A 14,352-nucleotide genomic window follows, 5' to 3' on the forward strand; every position below is an offset into this window, starting at 1 on the left:
TTCGGTTCGTCGACCGCAGCGCGGGGAGTTGGCTCAGCGTGACGCCGCGTCCAGCAAGATCTCGCAGGCACGGTCGACGGCATCGGCCGGCGGCGTGAGTTCTCGGCCGAGACGCGCGGCCGCGGCGGCCACCGCCGGATCGGTGAGCGGGTCGAGGTCGGACGGACCGAAACGTGCCAGCTTGTTTCCGGAGCCGGCGCCTGCCCGCCGAAGGGCTGCCGCCCACATCGGCTGATCCGCACTGAGCCAGGCGATCACCGACGGGATACCCGCCCGGGTCGCCGCCGCAGTGGTGCCGGCGCCCCCGTGGTGCACCGCGCCGCGACACCGGGGCAACAGGGCCTCGTGGTCGACCGGTTGGTCGAGGTGTAGAAGCCGCTCACGTCGGGGGAGTTCGTGATCGGTGTGCCCGATGACCCGCAGCCCGCGATCGAGGAGAGTGGTGACGATTCCTCCGATCTGTTCGGCGGTGATCTTCATGCTGCCGAAGCCGACGTAGACGGGTTCCTCGCCGGCGGTCGCCCACTCGACCGCATGTGAGGTGGCGTCGTCGCCGTTCAGGAGTGCGGCACGAGTGTCCTTGTCCGGCAACAGGAATCCGACGAGCGGACGTTGCGGCCCCCAGTCGCTCTCCAGTCCGGGGAAGAGGGCGGCATCGTAGGCCTGGACCTCCGGTCTGCCCTGACGCCGAAGTCGGCTTCCCAGTGGGCCTTTCGCCGGCGGGAGGTCGAGTTCGCTTCGCAGTCGGCGATCCGCCGAGCGCGTGGTCATCCAGTACGTCTGGTCGGCCAGCCACCACAACGCCCGGGAGACCGGGCGCGGGTTGCTTCGGTATCCGACGTCCACTCCCGCATTGGGCCGCAAGGGGCAGTAGTGCAACGGCGCGAACGGGATCCCGCGGCTCTCGGCGATCGCATCGGCGCGGTCCTGTGCCAGCGGTCCGGTCACGAGAATGTCCGAGACATCCGCGAGTTCACTCATCACCTGCTCCGAGGTGGCGCGACCGTGGTCGGCGACCTCGCGTAGGGCCGCGAGTCGCACCTTCGGGTTCTTCGACTTCAGTCGCTGCTTGACCAGCGGACTGGCCAACAACTCGCCCGTCGAGGGCGCGAGCACCCGGGTGTCCAGGCCGGTGGCGGCCGTCAGCTCGACCAGATCCTCGGGGACCGCGAACCGGACCTCGTGCCCGCGCCGGGCGAGTTCGGCGCCGACGGCCACCGCCGGCTGGATGTCGCCGCGGCTGCCGTGAACAGTGAACGAAACCCTCATGCGCCCCAACCGGTTCCGTGCAGTCCCCAGGCTGCGAGCTCGTCGGTCAGCAGACCGCGCATCGCTGAGGCGTCGGGGATGCGCACCGGGTCGAGCGAGCTGACACTCAACATCACGTGGTCGCCGTTGATCCCGAGCCATCCGCTGATACCGCCCTTGCGGTCGCGCAGTTGGGTCACGTCCTCGGTCACGGTGACGGCCCGGATCGCCATCGTGGCGCGGGTGCCGGTGCCGAGCGTGACGAACTCGTCGGGCATCGGACCGAGGTTCGACGCCAGACACAGCGGGGTAGAGGCGTTGGCCGCGAGGCGTCGGGCGATGGAGTCGTTCACTGCCTGCAGGATGACCGCGCTGTTGGCCACCGCGCTGGACTTCTCCGCCAGACGGCCGTAGGCCTCTTTGCAGGCGACGCGGACATCGGTCAAGTCCTCGTACCGGCCGGGCGCAACCTCGACGAAAGCCGTCGCACCCGAGGTCGCGTTGGCGCGTCGGTCGCCATCCGTACGGGTGGAGACCGGCAGCGACACCGGAACCACGTCGCCGTCGGAAACCCGGCCGCAGCGTTTCAGGATGCCGACCATCAATGCTGCGAACAGACTGTTGTCCGTGCCACCGCGCGACGTCGCCGCTGCCGCGTAGTCGGCGTGCGGGATGAGCACGGTCGCGTTCGGCGTGGCTTCGGCCCCGGTCAGGTCGGTGTCGGGGGCGGGGTTGTCTGTCACCCGGGCGGGTGACTCCGGTGATCCCCCCCGGCTCTCGCGCCACACGCGGTAGGCGGTCGTGCCCGCGGTGCGGAGCAGGTCCACTGCGTCGAACACGTCGTCGGCGATCCCGGGCGTGGTTCCGGGGAGATAGGGGGTGGCGTTGACCGCCTCGACGATCGCGGAGGTACCCGCACCGCCGTCGGCGATGACGTGAGCGATCGTCAGCGATACCACGACCGAGGCATCGTCGACGGTACGGGCGACGGACAGCCGCCAGGCGGGACCGTTCACGATGTCGAGCGGGTCGAGAGCCCGGGCGCGACCCCACGCCTCTTCTCCGCCGGCCGGCAGGGGCTCGGTGTCGATGGCGAAGTCGCCTGCGTCGTGCGTGTAGCGCCAGTAGGCCCGTCCCGGCCCGCGGTGACTCCCGACCAGCCGGCCGAGACGTCCACGACGCAGTCGCTCGGCCACCGACGCGATGGCGTCGACGTCGATCGTGCCGGGGAACCGCCAGAGCGTCTGCGTGACGACGGGAAGATCGAGCACGACGTCCATCTTCACGAAGAGGTCGTCGTCGGGTGTGAGCCGATCCACAGGGACGTCCCGGCTGACCCGGGTGGACCGGCCGAAGGGTGCGAGTTTCATGTCTGCAGCTGCCGTTCGTGCATGCAAAAAGTCGGTGATCGATGTAGACGATGGTCCAGAAATCACGGTCATCGGTCCCGGCGGCTGCGGTGCGGCGCACGGCCGTACAGGCCGACAGGACACCGCAACCCTACCCGAGGCCCTCGGGTTCTCCGGGTCCACGGCGGCTCGGTGTCGAATCACCCCGAGCGGGCGATACGTCCCTGATTTTCGCTGATCGCCCGGGAGTTTTTTCGTTTGTCCAACTATCAATTCGCCGCGAAGCAGGTTACTGTCGTCATCACTGTGAGGTGCGCCTAACTTCGGTGGCCTTCAGCATCTTGTTGCCATCGGGTCATTCCATTGATCCTTTCGCAGAATCCGGAGGACGCGACGACATGACGGGTGCCGCCCGCCGTACATCAGATCGCCGCGTGGCATCGCAGACCACCGCTCTCATCGCCATACTGGCGGCTGCGCTGACGGCCTTTGCCGGTCTGGCGCAGGCGGGCGGGGCGAATGCGGCGCCGACTCGTTCGACCATCGAGCGCGTCGTGGCGGAAGGCCCGCACTCCCACGGTGTGTACGTCTACTCCGCAGCCATGCAGAAGACCGTCAAGGTGCAGGTCGTGACACCTGAGGCATCGGCTGGGCCCCGCCCGTCGCTGTACCTGCTGGGTGGTCTGGGTGAGGAGAACCCGGAGAAGAGCATCTGGACTCTGAAGACCGACGTCGCGGGCTTCTACGCCGACAAGAACGTCAACGTCGTCATGCCCATCGCGGGCAACGGCAGTCTCTACACCGACTGGCAGCGCGACGATCCTGTGCTCGGTCGCTACAAATGGGAGACATTTCTCACGCGCGAGTTGCCCCCGCTGATCGACGAACGCTTCGACGGCAACGGTGCACGTGGTCTCGCCGGACTGTCCATGGGGGCCGGCGCCGCGCTGGTCCTCGCCGTCCGGAACCCCGGTTTCTACGACACGGTCGCCGCCTACAGCGGGTGCTTCACGACCACCGGACCTGCTGGTCAGGCATACCCGCGAGGCATCGTGACCGCCTTCGGCGGCAACCCCGACAACATGTGGGGGCCGCCGTCCGACCCCGCCTGGGCCGCGCACGACGTTCTCTTGCGGGCCGCCGGTCTGAGAGGCACCGAGGTCTACGTCTCCACCGGGACCGGACGGCCTGGCAAGTACGACGCTCCCGGTTATCCTGGCAACGACGATCCGACCGATCGTCAGGTCGTGGGTGGTGCGATCGAGCTCGGCGCGCTGTGGTGTACGCAGCAGCTGCAGGCCCGACTCGGACAGTTGAAGATTCCCGCCACCATCCGATATGTCGATCCCGGCACGCACTCGTGGCCGTACTGGGTGGACCAGCAGCGCCAGTCCTGGCCCACGATTGCCCGCGGATTGGGTTTGTGACCGTGCGCGGATCGTTTACGGACGGATGAGGAGGTGGGTCTCCGACGGCTGTCGCCGGCGGAACTGACCGGTACTCGATGCGCCGGGGCGGCTTCAGGGGAGGAGCCGAGCATGGACCATCAGGGGTCCAGAACGTGTGACAACACGAGAGGTTGTGATGGAATACACCGAACTGACTGACTACTCGATGCCCGGCGGAACCGTCACCGCCTGGGAGCCCGCGGTTGACGCGTCCGAGTGGCAGAGCGATTCGCGACAACTGTCGTACATGCACCTCGAGCACGCCCGACGGGCGGTTCGTGAGGGCTCCGACTGGTACAGCCAGTGGATCGGGACCGCTTTCCGGATTCAGCGTCCGCTCGATCGTGATGCGTTCTCGCGCACGCTCGTTGCGTGGTACCGCAGGCATGAGGCGTTCCGGACCTCGGTGCGCGTCCACGACGCCGGGCACCCGCAGGGCGACCTGACCCGCATCACCGTCGCCGCCGACACGATCGCGGTGCGTGAGCGGGCCTTCGGGTCCGATCTGGAACCCGCCGAGGTCTCCGAACTCGTCACCGAGTACTTCAACACCACCGTCACCCCGCTGACGTGGCCGCACTGCCTTGCGGTGACGGTCGAGACGCCCGGCGACGACGAGGGTTTCCTCGTCGTGTTCGCCGCCGATCACACGGTGATGGACGCCTACACCCAGGTGTTCGCGATCCGCGAACTGACCGCGCTGTACCTCGCCGAGGTCACCGGCGAGCCGCACGGACTCGCGGCGTTCGGCAGCTACCTGGACTTCAGTGACGCGGAGCGTCGTCTCGGTGAGCAGATCGACGCCAACAACGCCGCGGTGAGCCAGTGGCGCACCTTCTTCGACGACACCACCACCGCCGTACAGCCGGAGTCGATCCCGCGGTTCCCGCAGTTCGACGTCCCCGCCGATGCACCGCGCACCATCGCGGCTCAGCGGACCCCGGAGGAGGGCTTCCAGGCCACCCTGTCGCACTGGCTGCTCGACGCCGCCGACACCAAGCGGTTCGACGCGATCTGCAAGGCGGCCGGGTCGTCGATGACCGCCGGCATCTACACCGCGCTGTCGATGACGTCGGCGGCCCTGACCGGTTCCGCGGATCTCCGTTTCATCAGTCCGATCCACACCCGCAACGCGATCGAGTGGGGCGAGGCGGTGGGCTGGTTCGTCGGGATCATCCCGGTGGCCGTCCGCCCGGGCCGGCCGCTGAAGTTCACCGACGCGCTGACCGCCGTCGCGGCCACCGCGGCCCAGTACAAGGATGTGGGCGCTGCCCCGTTCGCGCCGGTCGCCGAGCTGATCGGTGGGGACGTGACACCTCCGGGATTCGTGGTGTCCCACATCGACCTTCGACACGCGGAGGGCTCGACCGAGTGGGAGCCGCGTGCGGCACGGGTGCTGCGCAGCGCGACCCGCGACGCCGACGAGGTCTACTTCTGGATCAACCGCATCCCCACCGGCGTCAACGTGTCCGCCCGTTTCCCGGCCGCGAACGCACCTGCTGTCGAGGTCTTCCTGTCCACGTTCCATGCGACGCTGAAGGATATAGTCGCCGAGGGCGATTGCGAGTATTCCTACCGTGCGGGTGCGGTGGACGGACCCACCGGTATCGACCGCGCGGTCCTGTCCGCCGGAAGCCCGACAGGGGTCCTCGGCAGCTGATGTCGGGAACGCTGCAGTCACGCGACATCCCTCCCCGGTTCAGCGATTCCGGGTCGCTGGTCGCTCGGCTCCGCCCACACCTGACCGGTGGGCGGGCCGTCGAGTGGGAGCTGCGCGATCCGGACCGTGTTGCGAAAGCAGCGCAACGCTGGGGCGACGGGGTGTCGTTCCTGCAATCCGACCATCTGGCGACGATGGCGGCCAAACGCCGGGAGGGCGAGGCGCACCACGGATTCATCGTGGCCGCAACACGATTCGATACTCCCTTGGTGCCCGATGCCATGTCGGCCGCGCTGACCGACTTCGTTCGGCGCCATGAGGAGTTGCGCGCGCACTATCGCTCGGGTCCGGCAGGGCACGAGCGATGGGTGTCGCCACCGGACGAGGTCGAGATCGTCACCGCGGACCGTGAATCCGTCCACGTGCACGACGCCGAACTCGGTGACTGGGTGGGCGGCCGGGCCGCCGAGACCGCTTGGTCCGATCTGGTTCCGGGTTCGTGGTGGGGCGCGACCTGCGACGACAACGGGTTCACGTTCCTCGCCTCGACGGATCATGTCCGGGGCGACGGATATTCGTTGGTCCTCGCGATGTTCGAGATCGTCGAGCTGTACCGGGGCCACTGTGCCGGCGAGCCCGCGGAGCTGGCGGCGGCCGGCTCCTTCGGGGACGCGATACTGGCGGAACGCCGGATCGCGGCGTCACTCGACCCCGCCGACGATCGTGTCGCGGTCTGGCGGGACGCACTGGTGCACAACGACGGTCGTACGCCGAGCTGTCCGCTCGACCTCGGGCTGACCGACGGGCTGCCGAAGCCGTCGGTCACGGCCCAGACAGTGCTGCTCGACGCCGAGACCCTCGCCCGCTGCGATGCCCGGATCGCCGCGACCGACGGCAGCTTCTCCGGGCTCATCTACGCGGCGCTCGCGGAGTGGCACCGCCGAATGACCGGTCGTGACCGGTTCTTCGTGTCGACCGTGCTGGCCACCCGTGCGCCGGAGCACTTCTGGACGCAGGGCTGGCTGTGCAACTTCGCGCCGATCGCCGTCGAGGTACCGAACATCGGAGACGTCGATTTCGACGACCTGGTGCGCGCGGCCGCCCAGAGCGTTCGACTCGCCCGCGGCGCGGCCGAGATCCCCGCGCACGCGGTGCTCGCGCAACTCGCCGGAGAGGGCGTCTTCCGCGGACTCGACGGAAGTCCGTACATGGTGTCCTACACCGACCTCCGCCGCCTGCCGATCGGTGACGACCCGGTTCTGAACGGGACACAGCTGTTGACCGGACTCGGTCCCACGCGCAACGCCAACCTCTGGTTCACGCGGACGGCGACGGGACTCGACGTGGTGTCGCAGATCCCCGACAACGACGTGGCGCGAACGTCGATCCTCGAGCAGTTCGCGACCCTGCGCGAAATCCTGGCCGAGTACGCGGATGCGGCCGGGTACGCGACGGAATCGGTTGTGCGATGAAGCTCTCGAGTTCCGAATCGTGGGCGGTCGAGCCGGGAGAACTGGTGTGCTGGCGTGCCGTACCGGGCGGGGCGGCCGCCCGGTCGAGCGTACCGGTGTCGGAGAACGAGCGATTCCACCTCGCGTCGATCGCCGCGGGGCAGCCGGGCTGGATGGCGCTCACCCTGGATTTCCCGGAACAAATCGATCTCGACCAGATCTGCGAGGCCGTCGGGACGATGATCGCCCGCCACGACGCGCTCCGCAGTCACTACGTGCAGACCGGTGACGTCGTCACCCGCCTGTTGCATCCGGGCGTCGACGTCAAAGAAGAGTTCCGGCAGGCGGACGACGGGCTCTCGGCATCGGCATTCGTCTCGCGACTGGCCGGGTACATCGGCGCGACCTGCAATCCCTTCGAACCGATGCCGCACTTCCTCGCGGCGGTGACCCGCCCCGGCGGCACGACGCTGGTGTGCGCCTTCGACCACTGCTACGTCGACGCGCGATCACTGGCCGTCGTGTCGACCGAGATCTGCGAGCTGCTCGCCGGTCGCGCGCCGGCACCGGCGGAGTCCGGCCTCGACGCACTCCGGATCGTCGCGGAAGCCGAGGCATCGGTGACCGCCGACGATCCCCGCCTGAGCGGCTGGGAGCAGTTCCTCGCCGCGACCGGTTGGACGGTTCCCGAATTCCCGCTCGACCTCGGGGTCGCCGCCGGGGAGAGCCTCCCCGTCCACACGATGGTCCGGACGCTGATGTCCGGCGACGACGCCGCGACGTTCAGCTCGACGGTCCACCGGCGCGGGGCCCGTACCTATCCGGCCGTGCTCACCTGTGCCGGCATGGCCATCAACGCCGCCGGCGGACCCGATGAGGTGGCCACCGTGGTGCCCACCGGGGCCGGGGCGGGGCCGGGCTGCGTGAGTTGGTCGGTGGGCAACGCGCCGATGCTGATCAGCGCGACCGGCGACCTGTACGCGGCCATGTACCGGAACACGCGACGCCTCGCGGCGGCGCTCCCGCTGGCGGAGATCGGACTGACGCCGGTATACGCGGCCTTCGGCGATCGCCTGCGCCCCGGCCGAAGTGACGTCTTCATGATGTCCTACGTCGACTACACGCGGCTGCCCATGCCGCGTGGCGACGTCGTCGTCCGGCAGATATCGAGTCAGAAGCCGACCGACACCGCCCAGTGGTGGTTCTGGCGTGACCGCGACGGCATCCACGTCCGGGTGCGGTACCCGCACACCGACCGGGCCGTGGCGGTCCTCACCGACACACTCGACACGATGCAAGCGCTGGTCGGCACCGTCCTCGAGCCGGTTCTCGCCGCCGACGCGGGCTGATGGCATTCCGGCTGCGGAACGGGTCTGGTCCGGCCACTCGGGCGGTCGGTGGCCCGTCCGTGGTCCGGTAGGATGGCCGGTCGTGACCCTGCGCCTTTATGACACCAGCTCCCGAGAGGTGCGCGACTTCGTGCCGCTGCGCCCAGGCCAGGCATCGGTGTACCTGTGCGGCGCGACGGTGCAGGGTGTTCCCCATATCGGCCACGTCCGCAGCGGTATCGCCTTCGACATCCTGCGCCGCTGGTTGAGCCACCAGGGCCTCGACGTGCTGTTCGTCCGCAACGTCACCGACATCGACGACAAGATCCTCCGCAAGGCCGCCGACGCGGGCCGTCCCTGGTGGGAGTGGGCCGCCACGCACGAGCGCGCCTTCGACGACGCCTACCGCGCGCTCGGCGTCCTGCCGCCGTCGGCAGAACCGCGGGCGACCGGGTTCGTGACCCAGATGGTCGAGTACATGCAGCGCCTGATCGAGCGTGGCCACGCCTACGTCGCCGACGGCAACGTCTACTTCGACGTCCGGAGCCTCCCCGACTACGGTGCACTGTCCGGGCACAAGCTCGACGACGTGCACCAGGGCGAGAGCGCGGGCACCGGCAAGCGCGATCACCGCGACTTCACGCTGTGGAAGGCGGCCAAGCCCGATGAGCCGTCGTGGCCGACCCCCTGGGGTCCCGGACGCCCCGGCTGGCATCTGGAGTGCTCGGCGATGGCCACCAGCCTGCTGGGGGCAGAGTTCGACATCCACTGCGGCGGAATGGATCTGGTGTTCCCGCACCACGAGAACGAGATCGCCCAGGCGCACGGCGCCGGAGACCCGTTCGCGCGGTACTGGCTGCACAACGGCTGGGTCACCATGGGTGGCGAGAAGATGAGCAAGTCGCTGGGCAACGTGGTGTCGATCCCCGCGATGCTGCAGCGCGTCCGTGCCGTCGAACTGCGGTACTACCTCGGCAGTGCGCACTACCGGTCGATGCTGGAGTACTCGCCGGGTGCGCTCACCGAGGCGGCCGCCGGTTACCGGCGGGTGGAGTCCTTCGTCGAACGTGTCGCCGCCCGCGTGGGCGATGTGGCCGTCGGCGACATCGACCCCGATTTCGGTGACGCGCTCGACGACGATCTCGGCGTCCCGGCGGCTCTCGCGGTCGTGCACAACGTCGTCCGTCAGGGCAACACCGCACTCGAATCGGGTGACGGGGCGGCCGCGCTGGCCGCCGCATCGTCGGTGCGGGGCATGATGGGGATCCTCGGCGTCGACCCGCTCGACGATCAGTGGGCCGGTGCGGCCGACGACTCGGCCGCCACCTCTGCACTGGACGTGCTGGTGCGCGCCGAACTGCAACGGCGCGCCGACGCGCGTTCCGCCAAGGACTGGGCGACCGCGGATGCGGTCCGGGATCGTCTGGCCGAGGCCGGCATCGAGGTGACCGACACCCCTGATGGTGCACAGTGGGCATTGAAGGGTGAGGCGTGATGGCAGGAAATTCCAAGCGTAAGGGTGCGATCCGCAAGTCGGGCACCAAGAAGGGGCAGGTCGTCGGGTCCGGCGGCCAGCGGCGACGCGGTCTCGAGGCCCGGGGCGCCACCCCGAAGGCGGTCGACCGCCCGTACCACCCCGCTCACAAGCGGGCGAAGGCCGCGGCGAAGTCGGGCACCGGCCGGGGCGGCGTGCGCGGGAAGGACGAGGGTCCCGAGTACGTGCTCGGCCGCAACCCCGTCGTCGAGTGCCTGCGTGCGGGCGTGCCCGCGACGGCGCTCTACATCGCCACCAACTCCGAACCAGACGAGCGTGTCGCCGAGGCGGTCAAGATCGCCGGCGATCAGGCGATCTCCATCCTCGAGGTCGGCAAGCCGGAGCTGGACCGGTTGTCCACCAACGGAATGCATCAGGGCATCGCCCTGCAGGTGCCGGAGTACGAGTACACCCATCCGGACGATCTGATGGCCGACGCCAAGGCCAGCGGCACCCCGCCGCTGCTGGTGGCGCTCGACAACATCACCGACCCGCGCAACCTGGGTGCGGTGATCCGCTCGGTGGCCGCCTTCGGCGGGCACGGCGTGGTGATCCCGGCGCGACGCAGCGCGAGCGTGACCGCGGTGGCCTGGCGGACCAGCGCCGGTGCCGCCGCACGACTCCCGGTCGCGCGTGCCACCAACCTCACCCGGACGCTCAAGGACTGGGCCGACTCCGGGGCCCAGCTCGTGGGTCTGGACGCCGGCGGCGACGTGACCCTCGACGACTACGACGGCACCGGTCCGACGGTGATCGTCGTGGGATCGGAGGGCAAGGGCCTGTCGCGCCTCGTGCGCGAGAGCTGCGACTCGATCCTGTCGATCCCCATGGCCGGGGAGGTCGAGAGCCTCAACGCGTCGGTCGCGGCGGGCGTCGTGCTCGCCGAATTCGCACGCCAGCGCCGGCGGTAGTCCGCGCGCCGGTTCACGACCGGGTGAGACCGATCTCGACACCGGCCTGCGCGAGTGCTTCGCGAACCGCACGGGCGTGGCCGACCGCGCCCTGGGTGTCGCCGTGCAGACAGATCGAATCGGCGTCGACCGCGACCACCGTGCCGTCGATCGCCGTCAGGCGTCCGGTGGTGGTCATCTCGACGACCCGCCGTGCGATCTCCGCGCTGTCGGAGAGGACGGCCCCACGCTCGGTGCGCGGAACGAGTGTCCCCGTGGGGGTGTAGGCGCGGTCGGCGAAGGCCTCGGTGATGACCCGCAGCCCGGCGCGTTCGGCACGGGCCAGAATCTCCGAGTTCGGTAGCCCCATCATCGCCAGACCCGGGTTCACGTCGCGCACCGCAGCGACCACCGCGTCGGCCTGTTGCTCGTGGTGGACGACCGTGTTGTACAGCGCGCCATGGGGTTTCACGTAGGTCACCGACCCGCCGACGGATCGGGCGAGGGCGTCGAGCGCGCCGATCTGATAGACGAGATCGGCGATCAGGTCCGGCGTCGACATCTCCATGAACCGGCGGCCGAAGCCGGCGCGGTCGGGATAGGAGACCTGCGCGCCGATGCGGACACCGGCGGCCACGGCCGCCCGGCACGTCGCCAGCAGGTCTGCGGGAGTTCCCGCGTGGAAACCGCACGCGATGTTGGCGCTGGTCACGATGGTCAGCATCGTCTCGTCGTCGCCGACTCCCTCGCCGAGGTCGGCGTTGAGATCGATGCGAGCGCGTGCCGGTTCGACGGTGGCCTTGTCGGAGCGGGCCTTGTCGGCGGTCATGGGCCACATTCTAGATCTGCGCCGGTTGAGCAGACGTAACAGGCGATTCGTCTACGGTGGGGGTATGGCACTGCTCGACACCAAGGTCACCACGGTCAACGGCGTCGTCGGTGGCGCACGGGGAAGGCGGCTGCGCCGCGGCACGATCAGCTGGCGAGGCATTCCGTTCGCCGCGCCCCCGGTGGCCCACCGCCGGTTTTGCGCACCCGAACCGGCCCACGACTGGCCCGGCGTGCGTGACTGCACCAAACTCGCCAAGGCCGCCATCCAGGAGAAGCGGTTCACCGCCGTCGCGCCGGGGAAGTTCGCGCCGATGGCCGAGGACTGCCTCACGCTCAACGTCTTCTCACCCGACGTCGCGTCGTCGAGGCCGCGGCCGGTGATGGTCTTCATCCACGGCGGCGCCTTCATCCTCGGCACCGCCGCGACCCCGCTCTACGACGGCGCCTTCCTGGCCCGTGCCCAGGACGTCGTCGTCGTGACGATCCAATACCGTTTCGGTCCCTTCGGTTTCCTCGATCTCTCGCAGTTCGCCACTGACGACCGGCCGTTCGACACCAACGCGGGTCTGCGCGACCAGATCGCCGCGCTGCGATGGGTGCAGGACAACATCGCCGCGTTCGGCGGTGACCCCGACAACGTGACCGTCTTCGGCGAGAGCGCCGGTGGGTCGTCGGTGCTCGCCCTGCTGTCCGCTCCGGAGGCCACCGGCCTGTTCCATCACGCCATCGCGCAGAGTCCCGCCCCGGAACTCGTGGTCGAGCAGGACGCCGCGACCGTCTACGCCGACGAGTTCGTCCGGATCCTCCGCGATCCGCAACGTCGGAACACCTCGATGGAGCGGACCGAGGACCCCCTCGACCCGGCCGAGGCGCAACGCCTTCTCACCACCCCCAATCCCGCATTGCTGCTCGAAGCGGGCAATCGTCTCATGCGGTTCGCGACCAAGTCCTCGGGCGGGTCCATCCCGTTCGCGCCCGTCGTCGACGGTGATCTGCTGCCGCGCTCGCCGCTCGCTGCGGCCGCCGACGGCCTGACGCTGCCGGTGCCGCTGGTGATCGGCAGCAACAAGGACGAGGGGAGACTCTTCGCGAAACTCTGGAACGTCCTGCCCGATTCCGAACGCATGCTGATGCGGGTGGAGGACGAGGAGGTCCGCCGCGAGATCGCCGCCCACTACTCCAACGGCGACCGCGATCGGATCCGCCTGGCCGGTGACTCGATCTTCTGGGCGCCGATGAGTGCCTTCGCCGACGGGCACAGCAAGGTCGCGCCGACCTACGTGTACCGCTATGACTATCGGACCAAGGTCCTGGACGCGACGGGCTTCGGCGCGACCCACGCGACGGAACTGTTCACCGTGTTCGGTGCCTACCGCGCGCCGATGGGCGCGGGACTCGCGATCGCGGACTGGCCGGGCACGCGTCGTGTCACCGACAGCGTGCAGGGCCGCTGGGCTGCTTTCGCCCGCACCGGCGACCCCGGTCTCGGCTGGCCGGCCTACACGACCGCCGAGCGGAAGGTCCTGGTCATCAACGACCCGGACCGCGTCGTCACCGATCCCGACACCCTGCGGCGCCAGGCCTGGAACCGGGTGCACGCACCATCGCAGGCCTGACCGCCGACGCGACCGGTCACTCCGTTAGCCACTCGGTGGGCGGATCGGCCGCGAGGAACGACAGCACCAGTGGGTTGAACGTTTCGGGTGCCTCCACCGGGAGGATGTGGGTCCCCGGCAGCACCGCGAGCCGAGCGTGCGGCAGCGTTCGGACGATCTCCAGCGCGTGCTCCATGCGTACCAGCCCACGATCGGCGACCACCAGCAGCACCGATGCCGGTACGTCGGCGAAATCGGCCACCGCATAGTCGGGTTCGGAGGCGAGCATCCGGATCGTCTTGTCGTAGACGACGGTGAAGTGCTCGGGACCATCGGGGGATATCTCGTCGTGGTGGGTACGCAGGTACTCGACAGTCACCGGATTGCGGTCCATCACCAGTTGGACGAATCGGTCGATCCGGCGACCACCGGGATTGAGGTAACCGCCGACGGCCACCACGCGGTTCACCAGATCGGGACGGTCCCGCGCGATGACGAGTGCGACGGCCGCACTGTCGCCCCAGCCGACGAGATTCGCCGGACGTCCGACGACCGTTTCGAGATAGGCGATCGGTGCGTGCGGCGATGGACGCACAGGTGAAATCGCTGTCGGTGTCGGGACTGTGCCCGTGACCGGGCCGTTCGGGCATGAACAGCAACAGCCCGGCATCGAGGAAATCGGGGACCTGCGCGCCCCAGGACGCCGCCGAGGCGAAGATGCCGTGCAGGAGCACGGTTGGGGCGCCCTGAGGGTTGCCTTCGATGAAGTGCCACAGCGTCGTCCCGGCGACATCCACATACACGCCGCCGTCGATCTCGTCGCCGACGTGAACTGGGCGCATGCTGGTCCTCGGGTCGGGTGTTCTCGGGTGTTCTCGGGTGCTCTGAGGCCATCGTCGCAGACATCGGTGCGGCCCCGTGGAACGTTCGCGACTCGCAACGACATCGGTGCTCAGATCGGGCGAAAAGGTATCGAAACGGACTCCCTGCGTTAGCTTCTGTACTCAGGGGTGGTGTG

At 69.0% G+C, this 14,352-nt stretch carries 10 protein-coding genes and 1 pseudogene; 7 read left to right on the top strand and 4 right to left on the bottom strand.

The window, feature by feature from the left end; genetic code table 11:
- Positions 1–33: 33 nt before the first annotated feature.
- Together IHQ52_RS07175 and IHQ52_RS07180 are read right to left on the bottom strand one after the other, a co-directional pair.
- On the bottom strand, positions 34–1,269 hold the full coding sequence (locus IHQ52_RS07175) for a nucleotide disphospho-sugar-binding domain-containing protein (RefSeq protein WP_006435668.1): 1,236 nt from the start codon (positions 1,267–1,269) through the stop codon (positions 34–36).
- A complete protein-coding gene (locus IHQ52_RS07180) occupies positions 1,266–2,618 on the bottom strand; it encodes a condensation domain-containing protein (RefSeq protein ID WP_006435667.1) in 1,353 nt (450 codons plus the stop codon). The genes IHQ52_RS07175 and IHQ52_RS07180 overlap by 4 nt, the downstream gene beginning before the upstream one ends.
- Before the next feature lie 377 nt (positions 2,619–2,995).
- Between IHQ52_RS07180 and IHQ52_RS07185 the strand changes: the two genes are divergently transcribed.
- The 6 genes from IHQ52_RS07185 to rlmB all read left to right on the top strand — a co-directional run bounded on the left by IHQ52_RS07185 (position 2,996) and on the right by rlmB (position 10,929).
- Positions 2,996–4,024, top strand: coding sequence for an alpha/beta hydrolase (locus IHQ52_RS07185; RefSeq protein ID WP_040004632.1), 1,029 nt, complete (start codon positions 2,996–2,998; stop codon positions 4,022–4,024).
- A gap of 157 nt (positions 4,025–4,181) precedes the next feature.
- On the top strand, positions 4,182–5,705 hold the full coding sequence (locus IHQ52_RS07190; RefSeq protein WP_006435665.1) for a condensation domain-containing protein: 1,524 nt from the start codon (positions 4,182–4,184) through the stop codon (positions 5,703–5,705).
- Positions 5,705–7,177: a condensation domain-containing protein gene (locus IHQ52_RS07195; RefSeq protein WP_006435664.1), complete on the top strand. Its 1,473-nt coding sequence runs from the start codon at positions 5,705–5,707 to the stop codon at positions 7,175–7,177. Before IHQ52_RS07190 ends, IHQ52_RS07195 begins: the two co-directional genes overlap by 1 nt.
- Positions 7,174–8,505: a condensation domain-containing protein gene (locus tag IHQ52_RS07200; protein WP_006435663.1), complete on the top strand. Its 1,332-nt coding sequence runs from the start codon at positions 7,174–7,176 to the stop codon at positions 8,503–8,505. Before IHQ52_RS07195 ends, IHQ52_RS07200 begins: the two co-directional genes overlap by 4 nt.
- 82 nt (positions 8,506–8,587) lie before the next feature.
- Complete coding sequence (gene cysS / locus IHQ52_RS07205) at positions 8,588–9,979, top strand: cysteine--tRNA ligase (RefSeq protein ID WP_006435662.1); 1,392 nt, start codon at positions 8,588–8,590, stop codon at positions 9,977–9,979.
- A complete protein-coding gene (gene rlmB / locus IHQ52_RS07210; RefSeq protein ID WP_006435661.1) occupies positions 9,979–10,929 on the top strand; it encodes a 23S rRNA (guanosine(2251)-2'-O)-methyltransferase RlmB in 951 nt (316 codons plus the stop codon). The genes cysS and rlmB overlap by 1 nt, the downstream gene beginning before the upstream one ends.
- Before the next feature lie 13 nt (positions 10,930–10,942).
- On the opposite strand, the gene IHQ52_RS07215 is transcribed toward rlmB, so the two are convergent.
- Positions 10,943–11,737 (bottom strand): LamB/YcsF family protein, encoded by a 795-nt coding sequence (locus IHQ52_RS07215; RefSeq protein ID WP_006435660.1) that lies wholly within the window; start codon positions 11,735–11,737, stop codon positions 10,943–10,945.
- Between the two features lie 64 nt (positions 11,738–11,801).
- On the opposite strand from IHQ52_RS07215, the gene IHQ52_RS07220 reads away from it, so the two are divergent.
- Entirely contained in the window at positions 11,802–13,355 is a 1,554-nt protein-coding gene (locus IHQ52_RS07220) for a carboxylesterase/lipase family protein (protein WP_024500062.1), read from the top strand.
- Between the two features lie 16 nt (positions 13,356–13,371).
- Here IHQ52_RS07220 and IHQ52_RS07225 read toward each other — a convergent pair.
- A pseudogene (locus tag IHQ52_RS07225) lies at positions 13,372–14,176 on the bottom strand (alpha/beta fold hydrolase).
- Positions 14,177–14,352: the final 176 nt, after the last annotated feature.

The sequence above is a fragment of the Gordonia amicalis genome (assembly GCF_022059885.1).
GTDB classification, from domain to species: domain Bacteria; phylum Actinomycetota; class Actinomycetes; order Mycobacteriales; family Mycobacteriaceae; genus Gordonia; species Gordonia amicalis.

Coding starts and splice junctions, on each gene's coding strand:
- IHQ52_RS07190 (WP_006435665.1), top strand. CDS start 4,182: ATGGAATACACCGAACTGACTGACTACTCGATGCCCGGCGGAACCGTC.
- IHQ52_RS07180 (WP_006435667.1), bottom strand. CDS start 2,618: ATGAAACTCGCACCCTTCGGCCGGTCCACCCGGGTCAGCCGGGACGTC.
- IHQ52_RS07195 (WP_006435664.1), top strand. CDS start 5,705: ATGTCGGGAACGCTGCAGTCACGCGACATCCCTCCCCGGTTCAGCGAT.
- IHQ52_RS07220 (WP_024500062.1), top strand. CDS start 11,802: ATGGCACTGCTCGACACCAAGGTCACCACGGTCAACGGCGTCGTCGGT.
- IHQ52_RS07185 (WP_040004632.1), top strand. CDS start 2,996: ATGACGGGTGCCGCCCGCCGTACATCAGATCGCCGCGTGGCATCGCAG.
- IHQ52_RS07200 (WP_006435663.1), top strand. CDS start 7,174: ATGAAGCTCTCGAGTTCCGAATCGTGGGCGGTCGAGCCGGGAGAACTG.
- rlmB (WP_006435661.1), top strand. CDS start 9,979: ATGGCAGGAAATTCCAAGCGTAAGGGTGCGATCCGCAAGTCGGGCACC.
- IHQ52_RS07175 (WP_006435668.1), bottom strand. CDS start 1,269: ATGAGGGTTTCGTTCACTGTTCACGGCAGCCGCGGCGACATCCAGCCG.
- IHQ52_RS07215 (WP_006435660.1), bottom strand. CDS start 11,737: ATGACCGCCGACAAGGCCCGCTCCGACAAGGCCACCGTCGAACCGGCA.